This is a genomic window from Paenibacillus sp. N3/727 (assembly GCF_022637315.1).
GTDB classification, from domain to species: Bacteria; Bacillota; Bacilli; order Paenibacillales; family Paenibacillaceae; genus Paenibacillus_AQ; species Paenibacillus_AQ uliginis.
On sequence record NZ_CP093336.1, the window covers coordinates 1,924,812 to 1,944,175 of the forward strand.

General features: G+C 46.4%; 18 protein-coding genes. 17 read left to right on the forward strand and 1 reads right to left on the reverse strand.

The window, feature by feature from the left end; translation table 11 throughout:
• Nucleotides 1–71: 71 nt before the first annotated feature.
• The 7 genes from gpr (at nt 72) to MNQ98_RS08430 (ending at nt 7,545) form a co-directional block, all read left to right on the forward strand.
• Nucleotides 72–1,073 (forward strand): GPR endopeptidase, encoded by a 1,002-nt coding sequence (gpr, locus tag MNQ98_RS08400; protein ID WP_208915125.1) that lies wholly within the window; start codon nt 72–74, stop codon nt 1,071–1,073.
• Nucleotides 1,074–1,331: 258 nt separating this feature from the next.
• Nucleotides 1,332–2,639 carry a stage II sporulation protein P gene (locus MNQ98_RS08405; RefSeq protein ID WP_241932771.1) on the forward strand — a complete coding sequence of 436 codons (1,308 nt, stop codon included), beginning with the start codon at nt 1,332–1,334 and terminating at the stop codon, nt 2,637–2,639.
• A gap of 27 nt (nt 2,640–2,666) precedes the next feature.
• A complete protein-coding gene (locus tag MNQ98_RS08410; RefSeq protein ID WP_241932772.1) occupies nt 2,667–3,071 on the forward strand; it encodes a hypothetical protein in 405 nt (134 codons plus the stop codon).
• 87 nt (nt 3,072–3,158) lie between these two features.
• Complete coding sequence (lepA, locus tag MNQ98_RS08415; RefSeq protein ID WP_241932773.1) at nt 3,159–4,976, forward strand: translation elongation factor 4; 1,818 nt, start codon at nt 3,159–3,161, stop codon at nt 4,974–4,976.
• 151 nt (nt 4,977–5,127) lie between these two features.
• Nucleotides 5,128–6,309, forward strand: coding sequence for a radical SAM family heme chaperone HemW (gene hemW / locus MNQ98_RS08420; RefSeq protein WP_241932774.1), 1,182 nt, complete (start codon nt 5,128–5,130; stop codon nt 6,307–6,309).
• Between the two features lie 74 nt (nt 6,310–6,383).
• The gene (locus tag MNQ98_RS08425) at nt 6,384–6,845 is read left to right on the forward strand and encodes an N-acetyltransferase (protein WP_241932775.1); all 462 of its coding nucleotides are present in this window, start codon (nt 6,384–6,386) and stop codon (nt 6,843–6,845) included.
• 130 nt (nt 6,846–6,975) lie between these two features.
• Nucleotides 6,976–7,545 (forward strand): hypothetical protein, encoded by a 570-nt coding sequence (locus MNQ98_RS08430; RefSeq protein ID WP_241932776.1) that lies wholly within the window; start codon nt 6,976–6,978, stop codon nt 7,543–7,545.
• Nucleotides 7,546–7,885: 340 nt separating this feature from the next.
• Here the strand turns inward: MNQ98_RS08430 and MNQ98_RS08435 are convergent, their stop codons facing one another.
• The gene (locus tag MNQ98_RS08435; RefSeq protein WP_241932777.1) at nt 7,886–9,013 is read right to left on the reverse strand and encodes a hypothetical protein; all 1,128 of its coding nucleotides are present in this window, start codon (nt 9,011–9,013) and stop codon (nt 7,886–7,888) included.
• 289 nt (nt 9,014–9,302) lie between these two features.
• On the opposite strand from MNQ98_RS08435, the gene hrcA reads away from it, so the two are divergent.
• The 10 genes from hrcA (at nt 9,303) to MNQ98_RS08485 (ending at nt 19,364) form a co-directional block, all read left to right on the forward strand.
• Nucleotides 9,303–10,337: a heat-inducible transcriptional repressor HrcA gene (hrcA, locus tag MNQ98_RS08440; RefSeq protein WP_241932778.1), complete on the forward strand. Its 1,035-nt coding sequence runs from the start codon at nt 9,303–9,305 to the stop codon at nt 10,335–10,337.
• A gap of 13 nt (nt 10,338–10,350) precedes the next feature.
• A complete protein-coding gene (locus MNQ98_RS08445; RefSeq protein WP_241932779.1) occupies nt 10,351–11,898 on the forward strand; it encodes a TCP-1/cpn60 chaperonin family protein in 1,548 nt (515 codons plus the stop codon).
• Nucleotides 11,899–11,951: 53 nt separating this feature from the next.
• Complete coding sequence (gene grpE / locus MNQ98_RS08450; protein WP_241932780.1) at nt 11,952–12,563, forward strand: nucleotide exchange factor GrpE; 612 nt, start codon at nt 11,952–11,954, stop codon at nt 12,561–12,563.
• A 94-nt stretch (nt 12,564–12,657) separates the two neighbouring features.
• On the forward strand, nt 12,658–14,496 hold the full coding sequence (gene dnaK, locus MNQ98_RS08455; protein ID WP_241932781.1) for a molecular chaperone DnaK: 1,839 nt from the start codon (nt 12,658–12,660) through the stop codon (nt 14,494–14,496).
• Between the two features lie 106 nt (nt 14,497–14,602).
• A complete protein-coding gene (dnaJ, locus tag MNQ98_RS08460; protein ID WP_277883733.1) occupies nt 14,603–15,724 on the forward strand; it encodes a molecular chaperone DnaJ in 1,122 nt (373 codons plus the stop codon).
• A gap of 204 nt (nt 15,725–15,928) precedes the next feature.
• On the forward strand, nt 15,929–16,300 hold the full coding sequence (locus tag MNQ98_RS08465; RefSeq protein WP_208915114.1) for a hypothetical protein: 372 nt from the start codon (nt 15,929–15,931) through the stop codon (nt 16,298–16,300).
• A gap of 33 nt (nt 16,301–16,333) precedes the next feature.
• Nucleotides 16,334–16,534: a YfhD family protein gene (locus MNQ98_RS08470; protein WP_241932783.1), complete on the forward strand. Its 201-nt coding sequence runs from the start codon at nt 16,334–16,336 to the stop codon at nt 16,532–16,534.
• Nucleotides 16,535–16,838: 304 nt separating this feature from the next.
• Entirely contained in the window at nt 16,839–17,813 is a 975-nt protein-coding gene (gene prmA, locus MNQ98_RS08475) for a 50S ribosomal protein L11 methyltransferase (protein ID WP_241932784.1), read from the forward strand.
• Nucleotides 17,814–17,815: 2 nt separating this feature from the next.
• The gene (locus MNQ98_RS08480; RefSeq protein ID WP_241932785.1) at nt 17,816–18,499 is read left to right on the forward strand and encodes a site-2 protease family protein; all 684 of its coding nucleotides are present in this window, start codon (nt 17,816–17,818) and stop codon (nt 18,497–18,499) included.
• 94 nt (nt 18,500–18,593) lie between these two features.
• On the forward strand, nt 18,594–19,364 hold the full coding sequence (locus MNQ98_RS08485; RefSeq protein ID WP_241932786.1) for a 16S rRNA (uracil(1498)-N(3))-methyltransferase: 771 nt from the start codon (nt 18,594–18,596) through the stop codon (nt 19,362–19,364).

Genomic DNA, 19,364 nt, shown 5'->3' on the forward strand with positions numbered 1-19,364 from the left:
AAAGACTTCTGCATAATCCTTGTCCAACTCCAGCACACTACCATTATTATGATGCAGGAGAGTGAATCAGCATGGAATTAGATTTGCAGCGTTATTCGGTTCGAACGGATTTGGCGGTTGAATCGAGAGAGCTTGTCTCCGGCTCTGAAGCTCCGCCGATTTCAGGAGTTTTGGAAGACGTTAAGCAGGAGGATGGAATCAAGATTACCCGACTTGATGTTCAAAATGAAGCTGCCTCCCAAAGGATTGGAAGAGTCAAGGGACACTATGTAACACTTGAAGTACCTGATTTGCGAAATGGAGATACCGGGTTGCAGGAGCAGGTGGCATCGGTGTTCGCCCGCGAGTTTGAGGATTTCATCCAGCGTATTGGTATCGGTAAAAATGCTTCCATCCTGATCGTTGGACTTGGCAATTGGAATGTAACCCCGGATTCACTAGGTCCACTCGTCGTTGAAAATGTTATGGTAACCCGTCATTATTTTGAATTGATGCCGGACCGGGTGTCACCTGGATATCGCCAGGTTAGTGCCGTAGCACCTGGTGTGCTCGGGTTGACTGGAATTGAGTCGAGCGAAATCGTCCACGGCATCGTTGAACGGACGCGTCCGGATGCCATTGTAGCGATTGATGCGCTGGCTTCCCGATCACTGGAACGGGTAAATACAACGATCCAAATCGCAGATATCGGCATCCATCCGGGGTCTGGCATCGGCAACAAGCGGAAGGGTCTGACCCAAGAAATTCTTGGCGTACCTTGTATAGCTATCGGTGTTCCAACCGTATGCTATGCATCAACGATTGTGAACAATGCGATCGAGCTGATGAAGGATCATTTTGGCAAGGGAGCGCCAGAGACCGGTCAGATTATGGGTATGCTTAATGAGATCCCGGAGAATGAGCGTCTGGCTTTAGTGAAAGAGGTGCTGGAGCCGCTTGGTCACGACCTCATTGTCACGCCGAAAGAGATTGACGAGTTTATCGAGGATATCGCCAACATCGTGGCAAGCGGTCTGAATGCTGCACTGCACGAAGCGGTTGATCCTGGCAATGCTGGTGCATACACACACTAGATTATTGGTAGAAAGAACGCCTGGCTGCTATGGGCATTCACAACCAATATAAACATATCAAACCATATGGCTGCTCCAAAGTTCTTGAACAGAACCTTGGGGCAGCCTTTTTGCATTCTATTATATTTTGAAAGGAATTTCGTTTATACGTTCTATCGATTCTTCTCCGTTCATAGATTTGAAATATAAGAGATTACAGAGTCGCGGGACAAGCAGTCAAAGCTTGTTGTATTTCCGTTAACGGAGGAGGACATCGATATGAACAATCGAAAATTTCGTATCTGGAACATTGCCAGATTGAAACGAAAGGTTATGGAAGGTTTAAGCATGGGACGAACGTTGGTGCTGCTGATGCTAGGGTCTCTTCTGTTTTTCTTATTGCTGGGACTCGGGGGGATGGCAGAGAAAGGTCTGAACACTTCTCCGGTCTCTTCCATGAAGGGATTGGCTGCATCACTGTCCAGCCGTTTTTTTATCGACCTGATTGGAATGGAAATGCCGCATATGGCATTGGAAAAGGAATCGTCCACTCTGTCTGCAGAAAAAATAACTCCGTTCGTATTTGAACTTTTGACTAGCGTGAATCCAAGGGATCCCAAAAGCCTTCTGGCTGGTGAGGTGCCGGGCATGAAGACAAATCAGCCGGTCCCTCTCAGGATCGGTTCAGGTAACGAGCAAGGGGAAGCACCGGCAGATTACCGGCCGGATCACTCCCCAACAGAACCTGAGGAGAAGCCGGAAGCTACTGTACCTGGAAAGACAGAGAAAGTTCCGGTGAAACCACCGTCTGAAAGCAGCCCTGGGAGTACTAATAAAAATGGAAAGACTGGAACAGACTCAGCTAAAAAGAACGTATTTATTTACCATTCTCATCCGCAGGAAGCGTTCAATCCACTGCTGGAGAAGCAGAGTAGCAATCCGGGATCTTCTTCACCGAACAAAAATATTATGCTGGTGGGCAATATGGTAGCGAAAAGGCTTGAAGCGAAAGGCATTGGAACGGTTCACGATAAGAGTGATTACCAGAGCAGCGTACCGGATTATAACTGGAATTATTCCTATAAATATTCACGTCAGACGGTTAAGTCGGCCCTTTCCCAGAACGAAGAGCTTTCTTACCTGATAGATATCCATCGGGATTCTCAGCGCCACAGCAAGACAACAACGACGATCAACGGAGTCAATTACGCACAGGTGTATTTTATTATCGGGCATGCGAATAAGAACTGGCGTGAAAATGAAGAGTTTGCAAGCAAAATCAATCAACTGCTGGAGAAATCCTATCCTGGGGTATCCCGCGGCGTGTGGGGAAAATCGGCGGACCAAGGTAATGGGGAGTACAATCAATCCCTGTCACCGAACAGTATTTTAATAGAAATCGGCGGTATTGACAGCACGAAGGAAGAATTACAGCGTACAGCCGAATTGCTTGCCGATATGATTGCAGAAGTGTACTGGCAAGATCAGAAAGCTCAAAAAGCAAGCGTAATGAACAAGAAAGACGGGACGAAGGCAACAACCGAGAACGAAACAGTAACGGTTCAGAAGAACAGTAAACAGTCCTGATATATAAAGAATCAAGGGGGAGAAAAGATGTCAAGAGCCGGAAAAAAGTTGATCGCTATCGTAATTTGGGCCGGAATCGGTGTACTTATAGGTATGCAGCTGGGCGGGATGGAAGGACCTATGGTTCAAAAAGGAACGTCCAGGCAGGTTCAGCAGGCTCAGCAAGGTCAGGGTGACCTTCCGGCTCTTGATCATAAAGCGCAAGATGCAGCCTCCCAAGCATCGGCAAGGGAAACTGCTGAACAGGTGGATGACCGTTATACAGAGGAGGAACAGCCAAAATTTGAACCCACCCCGCGTGACATTTTGCTGCCGGAAAGTTCAAAGCCGCCGGCAGACGTACTTGCCGACAAAACAGCGGGACTCCTTCAGCAGCTCTCGAATCAAAGCATCCGCTGGGTGGTTTCCATGTTCGGTTCTATCACGGATTGAATGTAAAAAGTACTTGCCATTGCTGTGTACACAACCAACTGTTATAATAAATTGATTCAAACATCTGGTGGTTGTTGGGGGTAAGGCATGACTGACGTACAAGTAAGACAACAAAAAATTCGTAATTTCTGTATCATTGCACATATAGACCATGGAAAATCGACATTGGCAGACCGTATATTGGAGTTCACCGGTGCCTTGACTTCCCGTGAAATGCAAGAGCAGGTTCTTGACCAAATGGACCTAGAGCGGGAGCGGGGGATCACGATCAAGCTGCAGGCTGTTCATCTGAACTACCGTGCGGATGATGGTGAGGATTATATTTTGAATCTCATCGACACCCCGGGGCACGTTGACTTTACGTATGAGGTATCACGGAGTTTGGCGGCTTGTGAAGGCGCGCTGCTCGTTGTGGATGCCGCTCAGGGCATCGAAGCCCAGACGCTGGCTAACGTGTATTTGGCCCTAGACAATAACCTTGAAATCTTACCGGTCATCAACAAAATCGACCTGCCGAGTGCAGATCCTGATCGTGTGAAGCAAGAGGTAGAAGATGTTATCGGTCTCGACACGAGTGAAGCCGTTTTGGCTTCCGCAAAAGCAGGTATCGGGATTAAAGAGATTTTGGAACAGGTTGTCAAGCAGGTGCCAGCACCTACTGGTAATTCCGAGGAACCACTTAAAGCGCTTATCTTCGACTCGCACTATGACCCATACAAAGGGGTTATTGTTTACGTTCGCGTTATTGATGGCAGCATTAAAGCTGGATCTAAGATCAAGATGATGGCTACCGGAAAATCATTCGAGGTCATCGAAGTTGGCGCGTTCAAGCCGCGGATGACTATCGTGGATGAGCTGCAGGTGGGCGATGTAGGATTTATCGTGGCAGGAATCAAGCATGTAGGAGATACTCAGGTCGGTGACACGGTTACCGATGCCAAAAAACCTACGGCTGAACCGCTTCCAGGTTATCGTAAAATCAACCCGATGGTGTTCTGTGGGCTGTATCCAATCGAAACATCAGATTACAACGATTTGCGTGAAGCACTTGAAAAGCTTCAGCTAAACGATGCGTCGCTCAGTTTCGAGCCGGAGACTTCCAGTGCATTGGGCTTTGGGTTCCGCTGCGGATTTTTGGGTCTGCTGCATATGGATGTTATCCAGGAACGTATCGAGCGTGAATTTAACATTCCGCTGATTACGACGGCACCAAGCGTTATTTACCGTATCACCTTGACGAACGGGGAGCAGATTCAGATCGATAACCCGTCGCATTATCCGGAGGTTGGTAAGGTCGATTATGTGGAAGAGCCTTATGTCAAGGCGGCCATCATTGTGCCTAACGACTTTGTTGGTGCGATCATGGAGCTGTGTCAGAATAAACGCGGTGAGTTCGTCAACATGGAATACCTTGATACGACACGCGTTACGCTTACTTATGAGATACCGCTCTCAGAAATCGTGTACGATTTCTTTGATCAGTTAAAGTCCAGCACGAGGGGCTATGCTTCGTTTGACTATGAACTGTCTGGATACCGGACTTCAAATCTGGTCAAAATGGACATTCTGCTCAATTCTGAGCAGGTGGATGCTTTGTCCTTCATCGTGCACCGTGATCGCGCATTTCATCGCGGCCGGGCTATATGTGAAAAGCTACGAGAGCTGATCCCACGTCAGATGTTCGAGGTGCCGATTCAGGCATCTGTCGGAACAAAGATTGTGGCCCGTGAAACCGTTAAGGCGATGCGTAAAAACGTTCTTGCCAAATGCTATGGTGGCGATATCTCGCGTAAACGGAAACTGCTTGAGAAGCAGAAGGAAGGTAAGAAGCGGATGAAGCAGGTCGGCAGTGTTGAGGTACCTCAGGAAGCGTTCATGGCGGTTCTCAAAATCGACGACAACTAAGGTTATTTCGAATGCTGAACAGATACAGAGGGATTACGAGAGGAAAGCCGATCAGGCTTTCCTTTTCTTTCATGATTAAGAAGTTTTAAAATTATGATATAAAGTATTAAGCTAACAGCTTATGAGCAGGGCTAAGCAAGGGAGGTTCATTATGACGACGCCATTTATAAACGGAAACAGCAAGCGTACTGAGGCTGTATATGTTCACATTCCGTTTTGTACGAATAAATGTTTCTACTGTGATTTTAACTCGTATGTTCTAAAGGGTCAGCCTGTCATGGATTATTTGCAGGCGCTTGAACGCGAAATGGAAATGACCGTTAAGGCATCTCCACCGGGAGTGATCAAGAGTATCTTTGTGGGGGGCGGAACCCCAACGGTTTTGAAGGCGAAGGAAATGGAGTATTTTCTGAAGACTGTACGTGATCATTTTCCTGAATGGGATAATAACATTGAATTTTCCATGGAGGCCAATCCTGGAACGACGGATCTGGAGAAACTGTTTGTCATGCGAGAAGGCGGTGTAAACCGTATCAGTTTTGGTGTGCAGGCGTTTCAGAACGATCTGCTGACTGGTATAGGTCGTATTCATAATACGGATGACGTTTACCGCAGTCTTGAAAATGCTAAAAAAGCCGGGTTTGACAATATGTCGATTGATCTTATGTTTGGGCTGCCGAACCAGACGGTGGACATGCTGTCAGAGAGTGTTACAAAGGCTCTGGAACTGGGATTACCCCATTACTCCATATACAGCTTGAAGGTAGAAGAGAACACGCTGTTCCATACCTTGTACCAGAAAAATCAGCTGCCTCTTCCGGATGAAGAAGCTGAGCTGAATATGTACCTTCTGCTTATGAACCGGATGAAAGAGGCGGGTTACAAACAGTATGAAATCAGTAACTTTGCCAAACCGGGCTTCGAAAGCAAGCATAATATGACCTATTGGTTAAATGAGGACTACTATGGTCTTGGAGCAGGCGCTCATGGTTATGTTGGTCGTCAGCGCCATATGAACATTAAAGGAGTCAATCCTTATGTTGAAGCTGTAAAAAGCGGTCTTCCGCGTCTCGATAGCTACGATATTTCCCCTGAGGAAGCGATGGAGGATTTCCTGATGGTCGGTTTACGGGTGCTTGACGGTATTTCCCGCAGTCGCTTTGAGCAGCAATTTAACACTTCGCTGGACGTTGTCTTTGCGCGTCCGCTTCATAAGATGGTTAATGCAGGATTGCTGGATGCGACAGATGATGGCTATAAACTGAGTGAACAGGGAATATTGTTCGGCAATGAAGTATTTGCTGAATTTATAGGCAGTTTGTCAGGTAATTAATCTATTGAACTTCTATACGCTCTGTTGTATATTTATTCATAATATAACGGAGCGTATAAAGGGGAGAAAGAGAAATGCCGGCCGTATGCAGAAAAGCGAGAGTAGAGGATGTAGAACCTCTGTACCAGATGATTCAGGGATATGCGGAAAAAGGAATCATGCTGCCCCGGTCGCGGAATGTGCTGGAGAAGCAGATTGAAGAGTTTGTCGTAGCCGAATGGGACGGAACGGTCATTGGCTGCGGATCTTTATGTCAGCTCGGAAGTGATCTCGTGGAGATACGTTCTCTTGGCATTTCCGAAGGTTATAAAGGTAAGGGAATCGGCTCCATGCTGGTGGATTCTCTTATGGCCGAGGCCAAACGCAGAGAAATCCCGAAGGTGATGGCTTTGACATATGAGGTTTCTTTTTTTATTAAAAACGGCTTTGCCGTGGTGGAAAAAGAGATTTTCCCCGAGAAGGTGTGGACGGACTGCATTCACTGCAAAAAACAGCACGCCTGTGATGAAATAGCGGTTCTGAAATTGATGAACTAACTATAGTAAAATCAAATAAAATAACCGGCCATTTATAAATGGGTTGTCCGATATTTTCAGGACAGCCTTTTTTCATGGGATCAATCACAATCATCTGGTAGAATAACTCTAATACATAAGGGGGGCTAATATGAAAACAAAGATTTTTACATGGTCATTGGCATTTATGTTTCTTGTCTCATGGTTGAATATCCCAGTTACGAACGCTCAGTCTTTAAAACCCCAGGATATTCTTAAGAAGAAGTATCCCAATGAAACTATAAGATTGATCAAAACGGCGGACGTGAACTCAGACAAGAAACAGGAATCTTTTATTTTGACGAACTCGGGCAACTTTTATTTCATTAATTCCAAAGGTATTATTGTGCTGATCAATACAGGGATTTCAGATGAAGAAGGTTATGAAGATTACAATATCCAGATTTACTCGGTGACTGCTAAAGAGAAGCATGTTGCCCTTACCGCCACTTATTTCCCTTCAAACACTCAAATGTATGTTTATCGTTACAAAGACGGAACATTAAAACAAGTTCTTAAAGTAATGGGCGATATTGATGTTCAAATTGATAAACAGGGTAAAGTATATCAGCTTTGGAAAAATCATAAACTCGAAGGTGGATGGGATACTGCGGTAGGGATATTTACTTGGAATCCGAAAACAAATAAATACGTGGGCTCAGGTAAATACGTTCTTCAATAACTGTAATTCTCCTATAAACCAAAGTTCACCTTCCGCATCTACACCTCTCCAGCCAATTACCAAATCTTTTATTGTAGTGAATATACAGCACTACGCATGCGGATCATCCTTCTGATCCCTGTTATCCCCAGATTTCTTCAGAATGGATAGAATGGTGAAATCCGGTGATAAAGGGGACCACTTCGTTTCTTCAGCATGATTCCGCCTTCTCCGTTGAAGCCAGGTACACAAAACCAAAGCAGGCCACCCAAGGATGAATCCTCGGAGGGCCTGCCGTTTTTTTCTGAATAATATCCCGATTGCCTTAATCTAAAAACTACTTTTGTGACATCTCTATTTTTTAATAATCTGACCAAGACCCAAGAACTCCGTCATAAAAATGCAAGTAGGTATCCCCATATATCCATTGATCCATATCAGAATAGGAGCTGGTATAAGAATTGCTGTCATCCGGATATCCCCAGGAAAGAATAACTTGCTCCCGGGTCATGCCTATGGAAACCTTTTGTTGGGTGATTTTTTGCCATATAGAGGATGGCCATTTCGGAAATACTTTTTTCGGATCTTTGGTGTAAAAACCAGTTTCTAATCGTTCCGTAAGCCCTTCACTGATTGGTAATTTGAATGAAACCATTTTACCGCTTGCTCGTTTAGCTGTAATAACGATATTTTGATCTTTAATTTTCACCGAGGTGAAATATACTTTTTCCAAGTGATAAAGAGGGTTTGAGGATGGTAAAGTATTTTTATTTGCCCAATAGTTTTGTCCGCTCAAGTTTGTTGTAACGAGAAGATAATGAGCGTATAAACAAAAACTGTCAGGGGCATAGTCGTCTAAGATTGACTCGTTTATTACTTTTCCATTATTGAGAGTGATTTGTACATCCGTTATACCATAACCAGCTGACTTCACCTCAGTAATCCAACCAGTCTGATTTCCTTTGTATACAAACACCTTATCTCCTAAATAGGATCGCAAATGTGAAGGTGCCGTGTTTGAATTATTGATTATTGCATCCGTTTTTGCTTTTCCATCAGGATGACTCCATAAAAAAATAGCATTAGGCTTAGGTAAGTATTCTCCTGATAATCCGGATACACTGAGGAACTTTTTGAAAGTAACATAGGTAGTACCTTCATAAACCAAGGAGTTGGTCTTATTAATTTCGTACGTGCCTTTTGGCGATTTCACGGATATCGTTTGGCCGTAGACAACATTAACATTTTTAATTTTTGATAATAACTTTACGGGAACGTAAGCTCCACTATTTTTAATTTTTTCGAAGGTATAAGCCTTTTGCTTAGATATTAAAAATTGTCCATCCAGGAAAATGGCTATTTCTTCAGAAACTTTTGCGTTTTTCATATCATTTGCGGCTGCGCTGACCGTTGTTGCAGAAAGTAAAGTAACAAATAAAAAAATGAAGCAGCTTACAGATGAGAGTAAAATCTTAAATGGTTTAGTCATATATACCCGCCTTCTATATAGTAAATTTTACCTAGAAAGCATATTAACACAGAACTCGTAATAAAGCTTTGAATATTCTGTTACTGTCTCAACAAAATGACGGAATATTCCCAAACCAGCATTCACTATTCCAAAGATCTACGCCTGCACTGAAATAGCTCTTCTTAAGATGTCGAACTGACTTGACAATACTCTGGTCGGTTTGGTATTTTTGTTATAGCGGTTAGCACTCGATGATGATGAGTGCTAACGATATGGAAAAACATGCAGTCAGCAAGGAGGGAGCGACATGTTAACAGATCGTCAACGCATGATTTTGAGTGCGATCGTCGATGACTATATCCGTTCGGCAGAGCCGGTTGGATCAAGGAGCATTTCTAAACGTGGAGATGTGGGCTACAGCCCTGCGACGATTCGTAATGAGATGGCTGATTTGGAGGACCTTGGTTTTTTGGAACAGCCTCACACTTCAGCAGGACGTATTCCTTCGCATAAGGGATATCGTTACTATGTAGATCACCTTACGTCGTCGTTTTCGTTGAATCCTTCCGAACTGCAGTTGATGAAAGCATTTTTTGCCGAGAAGCTGAATGCTATGGAGCAAATGATTCAGCATGCGGCCGGTATTTTGTCACAGATGACGAATTACACTTCCATCCTACTGGGACCGGAAGTTTTTCATACGTCTTTGCGTCATTTCCAACTTCTTCCTTTGGACGATAATACAGCCGTAGCTATTATTGTAACGAGCACCGGGCAGGTAGAGAACAAAACCGTTAGTATTCCGCCAGGTGTATCCGTATCGGAAATGGAGCAAGTGGTCAACCTTTTGAACAGTAAATTGGCAAATGTGCCTCTGTACAAGTTAAAGACCCGTCTGTACTCCGAATTAGGTCAGGAAATGCAGCGGCACATCGATCACTATGAGGAATTAATGAGTGTGCTTGAAGTTGCACTGGATAGTAAGGAACAGGACCAGAAGGTGTATTTGAGTGGAACAACCAATATGCTCAATCAACCGGAGTTCAAGGATGTAGATAAGGTACGGAACATTTTTGAACTGCTCGAGCAAACACCGACTCTGATGAAAATGATGACCCCGGTGCCAGGAGAGAATGGCATTCAGGTACGCATCGGTACGGAGAACGACCACGAAGCCATTGCGAATTGCAGCTTGATCACTGCAACCTATTCTGCTAATGGCAAAGCGCTTGGAACGATCGGTATATTAGGGCCTACACGAATGGAATACGCCCGTGTGATCGGGATATTGAATATCCTTTCGCATGATCTGACAAGATTACTGTCACACTGGTATAAATAAGGGAGTGAGAGTGATGAGCCAAGGACAACAGCCGCATGGAGATGGTGATGAACGCCATTCCACGCTGATTAACAACAGCAATGCGGTTCGGGCTGTCACATCTGCCGTTGAGGGAACACTTGGCCCCAAAGGGCTTGATGTCATGCTGGTTGGGCCCCGCGGTGAGGTTGTGATCACGAACGATGGGGTAACCATTTTGGATAAAATGGATGTAACTCATCCGGCAGCTCGCCTTCTCATTCAAGTGGCTCGTGCTCAGCAAGAGAAGATCGGGGACGGTACTACAACCGCCACCGTACTTGCAGGAGCATTGGTTCAAGAAGGCGTAGCGCAAATTGTCCGAGGTGTTCCGGCATCGAAGGTCGTGGAGGGCATGAGACAAGGCGTTGATATGGCGCTTCGTTTTCTATCCAATCGGGTACGGGTAATAGATGGTCTGGACGACCCTCTGCTGGAACGAACGGCTTTTGTAGCCGGACGTGAACGCCGGGATATGGTGGATCTGGTCATGCAGGCCGCCTATAAAGCGGGAATTGACCGTTTAAGGGACCCATCTTATTCGCTTGCCAGCAGTATTATCGCGCTTGAAAAAGCGGAGAATGAGGTGTTCGAGGGAATACTGCTCCGGCAGAAGCCTTTGTTCTCCCGGGAACAGCAGGAGTATAACGATGCAAAAGTGCTTGTGCTGCTGGATTCTCTGGAGCCCGATGAGCTCGATGAAGAGGTACTGACCACTGAAGCTGGATTCGCCAGATACATGGATCTGCGTAAAGTGTTTGCTTCTGACTTGGCGCGTCTGTCGGAATTGTCTGTTAAACTAATTCTGTTGGAAAAAGGAATTCATCCAGACGCTGAGCAGTTTTGTCTGGATCACGGAATTATGGTCGTTCCCCGTATTTCACGGACCGATATCCGCCGGGTCTGCGACATGACAGGGGCTGTACCGGTACGCCGGGCGGCGCTACATAAAGATCCAGAACAATTAATGTCGATTCTCGGTTATACTCCTCGAGCTGCGTATGATGAAACTCTGGAGCGTGTTCGCCTTCAGGGTAGCGATGCTGGAGAGCGGGTTGTGACCGTTATTGTCGGCGCCAGCACGTCAGAAGTTGTCGGTGAGGCAGCCCGTATCGCCTGTGACGCGGCTTCAGCTCTTCAAGCCGCTGTTGCTGGCGGAGTACTCCCTGGAGGCGGGACAAGCGAACTCGCTGTTTCCTACGAGTTGGAGCGTCACAGGGAAGTCCAAAAGGGTATGGAGGCATTTGGCATAGAAGCCGTATCTACGGCACTGCGGCGGCCGATGTCACAAATATTGCTGAATGCAGGATACAATCCATTGGAGAAAATGGAGGAAGTACGTGCAGCTCAGATTTCCCTGGGGACGGATTCCATGGGAATCGACTGTGATACCGGTGCGGTTATCAGCTATGAGGACAAAGGGATCGTTGATCCAGCTCCTGTTAAGCTTCATGGACTCCGTGCGGCAGGGGAAGTAGCGTCAGCTGTTCTTCGCATTCATCATGTGATTAAGATGAGGGAGACAGGCAGTTCCGAAGAGTAATACCGAACTCACACACAAATATGAGTTATGAATATTAGGAGGTGGAAGGCATCTTGAATAAAGACAAAGTAAACACAGTACAAGATACAGTAAACGAAGAAAATATGGAGCAAACTCATACCGCATCGGAATCCGGTGAACATCCGGAGGTGCAGGAGTCTTCTAACGAAGAGAATGTTTCACAAGAGGTTGATTCCTCAGAAGAGGGTGGCCTTCAGGCTGAAATAGAGAAGCTAAGAAATGAAATGTCGGAACATCAGCAGCGCACCCTTCGTGTCCAAGCTGATTATGACAACTTCCGTAGACGCACCCAAAAGGAAAAGGAAGAGTTGGCTAAATATGCTTCTTCCAAGTTGGTTACCGAGCTTTTGCCGGTATTCGACAACTTTGAGCGCGCTCTAGCCGCTTCAGAGGACAATCCGGAATTCGAGTCATTCTCAAAAGGTGTAAGCATGATCTTCCGTCAGCTTGAAACGGTGTTGAATACGGAAGGCCTAACTGCTATGAACAGTGTTGGTCAACCGTTCAATCCTGAATTTCACCAAGCGATCATGCAGGTGGAGAGCGATGATTATGAGGAAGGTATCGTCGTTGAGGAAGTTCAAAAAGGCTATATGCTGAAAGACAAGGTGCTTCGACCGGCTATGGTTAAGGTAAGCATGTAATAGGCTTTATCCATTGTCGACTTTAAATAAATCATAACTGTAATGAACCACACACCCTTTTCAGTGTGTGAAATATGAAGGAGGATATTATCTCATGAGCAAAGTAATCGGTATTGACTTAGGTACTACCAACTCTTGTGTAGCGGTAATGGAGGGCGGCGAAGCTGTCGTCATTCCGAACCCGGAAGGCGCACGCACAACCCCATCGGTTGTAGGTTTTAAGAAAGACGGCGAACGCGTTGTCGGTGACACAGCGAAGCGTCAAGCGATCACCAACCCTGACCGTACAATCAGCTCGATTAAGCGTCATATGGGTACGAACCATAAAGAAACGATTGATGGAAAAGAATTTACACCTCAGGAAATTTCCGCTATCGTTCTGCAAAAGCTGAAATCGGATGCCGAGGCTTATTTGGGTCAAACCGTAACCCAAGCCGTTATTACCGTTCCTGCATACTTTAATGACAGCCAGCGTCAAGCAACAAAAGATGCCGGTAAAATCGCTGGACTTGAAGTACTGCGTATTGTTAACGAGCCAACAGCAGCAGCGCTTGCTTACGGCATGGAGAAATCCGAAGATCAAACGATCCTCGTATATGACCTTGGTGGCGGTACGTTTGACGTATCCATCTTGGAACTCGGCGATGGCTTCTTTGAAGTTAAAGCTACAAGTGGTGACAATAGCCTCGGCGGTGATGACTTTGACCAAGTAATCATTGACTATCTGGTTGCCGAATTCAAAAAAGACCAAGGCATTGACCTGAGTAAAGATAAAGCTGCAGTTCAGCGTTTGAAAGATGCTGCTGAGAAAGCGAAGAAAGAGTTGTCCGGTATTTTGACAACAACCATTTCCCTTCCGTTCATCACTGTGGCTGACGGCGTGCCTCAGCACTTGGAAATAAACCTGACTCGTGCGAAGTTCGAAGAATTGTCCGCGTCCCTCGTGGAACGTACACTCGGACCAACTCGTCAAGCTCTTAGCGATTCAGGTATGACACCTAACGATATTCACAAAATTGTACTTGTGGGTGGATCCACTCGTATCCCTGCTGTTCAAGAAGCGATCAAGAAATTGACCGGTAAAGAGCCTCATAAAGGTGTTAACCCGGACGAAGTGGTTGCCCTTGGTGCAGCTGTTCAAGCCGGCGTTTTGACAGGGGATGTAAAAGACGTCGTTCTGCTCGACGTAACTCCGCTCTCCCTGGGTATCGAAACGGCTGGTGGTGTATTCACCAAAATGATCGAACGCAACACAACGATTCCTACAAGCAAGTCCCAAGTGTTCTCGACTTATGCAGACAGTCAGCCTAGCGTTGAAATTCACGTTCTGCAAGGTGAGCGTCAAATGGCAGCGGGCAACAAAACTCTTGGACGCTTCATGCTTGGAGATATTCCTCCAGCACCACGCGGTGTACCGCAAATCGAGGTTACTTTCGACATCGATGCTAACGGTATCGTAAACGTGTCGGCAACGGACAAAGGCACAGGTAAGAGCCAAAAAATCACCATTACTTCTTCGAGCGGTTTGAGCGATGATGAAGTAGAACAAATGATGAAGGATGCCGAGCTTCATGCGGAAGAAGACCGTAAGCGTAAAGAGCTCGTTGAGGCTCGCAACAATGCTGATCAGCTCGTGTACACTACTGAAAAAACGCTGAAGGATCTTGGCGATAAAGTGGACGCTTCCGAAATCGATAAAGCGAACGAAGCGAAAGAAAAAGTGAAAAAAGCTTTGGAATCCGATAACCTGGAAGAGATCAACACTGCAACCGAAGAGTTGACCCAAATTGTTCAGCAATTGTCTGTGAAGCTGTATGAGCAAGCAGCTCAAGCTGAACAAGCTGGAGGAGCTGGTGATGCTTCTCAAGAAGCTCCGAAGAAAGATAATGTAGTTGATGCTGAATACGAGGTTGTTGACGAGGATAAAAAGTAAGGTTAATCTGAATAGACCTGAGTCAAGGGAAAGTCAAAGCGCGAATCCCGCACTTTGACTTTCCTTTTGTCCAGCATTGTGAGTAATGAGTGAATGGGGTGGAACCGTGGCTGAAAAGCGTGATTATTACGAGGTGTTAGGCGTTGGCAAGGACGCATCGGATGACGAAATTAAAAAGGCATACCGAAAAATGGCGCGTCAATATCATCCAGATGTAAACAAGGCCGATGATGCCGAAGCCAAATTCAAGGAAGTTAAAGAGGCATACGACGTATTGAGCGATAGCCAGAATCGTGCGCGCTACGACCAATACGGACACATAGATCCGAACCAGGGAATGGGCGGCGGTGGTTTCTCCGGCGACTTCGGCGGAGGATTTGGAGATATTTTCGATATGTTCTTCGGTGGCGGTGGACGCCGTGACCCGAACGCACCACAGCGGGGGAACGATCTGCAGTACACGATGACCGTCGAGTTCAAAGAGGCTGTCTTCGGCAAAGAAACAGATATTACGATTCCGAGAACGGAAACGTGCGATACCTGTGACGGCTCCGGCGCAAAGCCGGGTACGAAACCGCAAACCTGCGGTGTCTGCCACGGCAGCGGCCAGCAGGAGGTTGCACAGAACACGCCGTTTGGTCGCATGGTGAACCGGCGTGCTTGTTCCAATTGTAACGGCACCGGCAAAATCATTAAGGAGCGCTGCAGCTCCTGTCATGGTAACGGTAAAGTTAAGAAACAGCGTAAAATCCATGTGCGTGTGCCAGCGGGTGTCGATGACGGTGCTCAACTGCGCATGACCGGTGAAGGCGAAGGTGGACTGCGCGGAGGACCGGCAGGTGACTTGTACATCGTCATCCGTGTGAAACCGCATGACTTCTTCGAGCGTGAAGGAGACGATATCTACTGTGAAGTACCACTTACCTTTGCTCAGGCAGCACTCGGTGACGAAATCGAAATCCCGACGCTGACTGAAAAGGTAAAGCTGAAAATTCCGGCAGGCACGCAAACAGGCACCTTCTTCCGCTTGAAAGGAAAAGGAGTTCCGCGTCTACGCGGCCTTGGGCAGGGCGATCAGCATGTGAAGGTGGTTGTTATTACGCCAAGCAAGCTGAGCGAAGAGCAGAAGGAACTGCTGCGTCAGTTCGCATCCTTGGATGGAGAGCAGACCCATGAGCAAGAGCAATCCTTTTTTGACCGTATGAAGAAAGCTTTCCGCGGGGATTAATATAGCTGTGACTTAAAGCTCGGCCGAAATGGCCGGGCTTTTTGTTTTACCTTTAATTCAAGCCTACTCTGGATGTTGGAAGACGATTCAGGTACGGGGCTACTCGTGCCCCGGAATAAAACGGCTCTGGATGAAGCACGCTAGGAAAGGTTCCGTATAGTAGCGGATGGAACAATTTCAGACGATAAAGCGCAGGTGAGCATAGTGACTGAAAAAAATATTTTGGCGTATTTCAAAACCCCGGATGAAGCCCAAGGTGTGGCGCGTAAGCTACAGGCATTAAGAGTTGCGGATATGTCCATCGACCGGTTCAGTGCATATCCGGGTGGGGAACTGAACAATACCATGCACCCTATGACGGGCGATATTGTCAGTTTGACATCGATGACCCTGAACTCTTCACTCACCAACCGTTCCTCAGGAATATTAGGTGCAGTAGATCCTTCAGCGAGCGGCATGAGTGACGGAAGTCAGGATGGTCCGGATGGGCGGGATATTCTGCTTACGGTAGTGTTGGATGAGAATGTATTCCATCAGGCAATGAGCATAATTGAAGATGCCGGAGGCATGGTGTAGGTAGCATAATCCAGCGGAAGGAGAATGAGCTAAATGCGTAGAAAGATGAAAGGAAGAATAGCAGATAAGACCGAGAAAATCATTACGCTCCAATCTGCAAAAGCGGAGGATGTGGAGTTTTCTGCTATAGAGGCCGACCATGATGATGTGGAGGCCCTGCGCCGCAGTGAGGCAGCAGACAAGCGGCAACTCAAAGAGATGTTTGATAATCACGATAACGAAAACGAAAAATAGCAAGTGCGCAAGTCACTTCTTGGCAGATGTTCAAAAGGTCTCTTCAGCGGAGTGCGTCCACTGTAGAGGCCTTGTTTTTTAGAGATAAGAAAGAATAAACATTGGAGTAAAGTGCATCCTTATCTCGCAAGAAAAACTACCGCTAAGTACGATCTGTCTTCTTTGAGGTACGTCGATAGACGTTTTTCTTTTTTTCTATGGGACAACGATGGGTATATGTAATAATTAATCCTTAAATTTTGTAACAGGGGTCCTCAGTATAGTACAATATTACTTATGTAAAAACGAGGAGGATCACCTAAATATGTTATGGCATGAATTAACGATACATACTACAGAAGAAGCTGTAGAAATGATTTCTAACTTCTTGCATGAAGCTGGAGCCGGAGGTGTCTCGATTGAAGAGTCCGGTACGTTGAATAAGAAACGGCATACACCTCATGGTGAATGGTTTGGGGATGTTCCTTTCAATGATATTCCTGAAGGACATGCGGTCATAAAAGGCTACTTTTCCGAAGAAGTAAACCTTGAAGAGATCCGTAATGAAATCTCTCCGCGGGTGGAGGAGCTTTCGGAGTTCGGAATTGATACAGGCGATGTCCGTTATGAGATCAAGACGGTAAACGAAGAAGATTGGGCAACGGCATGGAAACAGTACTTTAAACCGATTCGTGTCTCCGAGAGGCTAACGATCAAGCCGACCTGGGAGGAATATACCCCTGAATCAGCCGATGAACGGATTATTGAACTTGATCCGGGTATGGCGTTTGGCACAGGTGCACACCCAACGACCTCCCTCTGCCTACGCACATTGGATTCCGTAATCCAAGGCGGTGAAGAAGTTATCGATGTCGGTACTGGTTCTGGGATACTTTCCATAGGTGCGGTTCATCTGGGCGCCTCCAAGGTACTTGCACTGGATCTCGATCCGGTGGCGGTGCTCAGCGCGAAGGATAACACGCGCCTGAACGGTATGGAGGACAGAATTACGATTAAAGAGAGTGATCTCCTTACGGTTATCACAGAAGGAAGCGGCTTGGAGAATCTTGGTGTTAGGCTTCCAGTAAAGGTTGTCGTAGCTAATATATTGGCCGAAGTTATTCTTCTGTTTGTGGATGACGTTTATGCGGCTTTACAATCTGGAGGTATCTATATTGCTTCCGGTATTTATAAGAATAAATTCGATGTTGTTGAGCAAGCGCTGACTTCTTCCGGTTTTGAAATTGCGGATGTGTACCGTGAGGATGACTGGGTTGCGTTTGTAGCAAGGAAGAGGTAAAGATGGAATTTTTGGATCAACTTCTATTTTATCCGCTGGAGCGGCTACCTTTTTATTTATTAACCTTGATTATAGCGTTCACGCTGCATGAATTTTCCCATGCTTATTTCGCGAACAAGTTCGGTGATCCGACAGCGAAGCTGCTTGGAAGGGTCACGTTGAACCCTACAGTTCACTTCGACCTGCTGGGTATTATCCTGCTCCTCATTGCTGGTTTTGGTTGGGCCAGACCGGTACCGGTCAATCGGGAGAATTTTAGTAATCCGCGGCGAATGGGTATTATCGTGTCAGCTGCCGGTCCTCTCAGCAATTTGTTGCTAGGCATCGTAGGATGTTTGATATATGCTGGTATGTACCAATTTGGAGTCATTGATGGAATAAGCAACGCTAAGGCAGTTCAGGGCATTCATTTCTTTTTCGATACTTTTATCGTACTGAACTTCTTCCTGTTCCTGTTTAACCTCGTTCCGCTGCCGCCGCTGGACGGTTACCGTATCGTTGAAGATCTGGTGCCGCGCCGTGTACGCGCGAAGCTGCAACAGTTTGAGCAGTGGTCCATCATGATCTTCTTGTTAATTATTGTGATTCCGGGCTTTCAAAATTACACGATTCGACCGCTCTATGATGCAGCTTATAATTTATCTGTTTTTTTCCTGAATATGTTTAAGAACTTGTTCGGAGGCTGATTTGAAGCTTAATGCTAATGATTTTCTCTGGTCAGGTTGAGCGAAAAGTTGTATGATGAGGTTTGGCGATTTTGAGATAGGTGAGGATAAAGATATGCAGCGATATTTCGTTTCACCCGAACAGTTCAAGGAAGACCGCGTGGACATTACCGGGGAAGATGCCAGACATATTACGAAGGTCATGCGGGGCAAACCGGGAGATACTTTCATCGTTAGTGACGGTGTATCCCGTGAAGCTCTGGTGGAGATTGAAAGTATAGAACAGACAAGTGTCATTGCTGTAGTAGCTGAGCCGATGGAGATGGATCACGAGCCTCGCCTAAAGGTGACGATTGCTCAGAGTCTGCCTAAGGGGGACAAGATGGAAACCGTCATCCAGAAATGCACAGAAATTGGTGCGGTGACATTTGTTCCATTTTTATCCGAGCGCACTATTGTCCAGTATGACGCGAAAAAAGAAAGTAAACGTCTGGAAAGGTGGCGTAAGATCGCCAAGGAAGCAGCGGAGCAGTCTCACCGTAACATGATTCCTGCGGTCGAACAGCCGCTAACCTGGAAAAAGCTGCTGGAGACGTTTTCCAACTACGACGCCGTTTGTTTTTGCTATGAAAAAGAGCACGGTTCCCAGCTTAGGGACGTGCTGAGGCCATTTACAGCGCAGGCATTACAGGAACCGGGATCGACCGCTAGCCTGCTGCTGCTCGTCGGTCCCGAAGGCGGGTTCACTGAAGAAGAATGCAGAAAAGCCGAAGAAGCGGGGGCTGTTTCTGTCGGGCTTGGGCGCAGAATTTTGCGCTGTGAGACCGCAGGAATGACTGCGCTGGCTTGCGCATTGTACGAATCCGGAGAAATGGGGGGAGTTTGA

Coding starts and splice junctions, on each gene's coding strand:
- gpr (WP_208915125.1), top strand. CDS start 72: ATGGAATTAGATTTGCAGCGTTATTCGGTTCGAACGGATTTGGCGGTT.
- MNQ98_RS08405 (WP_241932771.1), top strand. CDS start 1,332: ATGAACAATCGAAAATTTCGTATCTGGAACATTGCCAGATTGAAACGA.
- MNQ98_RS08410 (WP_241932772.1), top strand. CDS start 2,667: ATGTCAAGAGCCGGAAAAAAGTTGATCGCTATCGTAATTTGGGCCGGA.
- lepA (WP_241932773.1), top strand. CDS start 3,159: ATGACTGACGTACAAGTAAGACAACAAAAAATTCGTAATTTCTGTATC.
- hemW (WP_241932774.1), top strand. CDS start 5,128: ATGACGACGCCATTTATAAACGGAAACAGCAAGCGTACTGAGGCTGTA.
- MNQ98_RS08425 (WP_241932775.1), top strand. CDS start 6,384: ATGCCGGCCGTATGCAGAAAAGCGAGAGTAGAGGATGTAGAACCTCTG.
- MNQ98_RS08430 (WP_241932776.1), top strand. CDS start 6,976: ATGAAAACAAAGATTTTTACATGGTCATTGGCATTTATGTTTCTTGTC.
- MNQ98_RS08435 (WP_241932777.1), bottom strand. CDS start 9,013: ATGACTAAACCATTTAAGATTTTACTCTCATCTGTAAGCTGCTTCATT.
- hrcA (WP_241932778.1), top strand. CDS start 9,303: ATGTTAACAGATCGTCAACGCATGATTTTGAGTGCGATCGTCGATGAC.
- MNQ98_RS08445 (WP_241932779.1), top strand. CDS start 10,351: ATGAGCCAAGGACAACAGCCGCATGGAGATGGTGATGAACGCCATTCC.
- dnaK (WP_241932781.1), top strand. CDS start 12,658: ATGAGCAAAGTAATCGGTATTGACTTAGGTACTACCAACTCTTGTGTA.
- MNQ98_RS08470 (WP_241932783.1), top strand. CDS start 16,334: ATGCGTAGAAAGATGAAAGGAAGAATAGCAGATAAGACCGAGAAAATC.
- prmA (WP_241932784.1), top strand. CDS start 16,839: ATGTTATGGCATGAATTAACGATACATACTACAGAAGAAGCTGTAGAA.
- MNQ98_RS08480 (WP_241932785.1), top strand. CDS start 17,816: ATGGAATTTTTGGATCAACTTCTATTTTATCCGCTGGAGCGGCTACCT.
- MNQ98_RS08485 (WP_241932786.1), top strand. CDS start 18,594: ATGCAGCGATATTTCGTTTCACCCGAACAGTTCAAGGAAGACCGCGTG.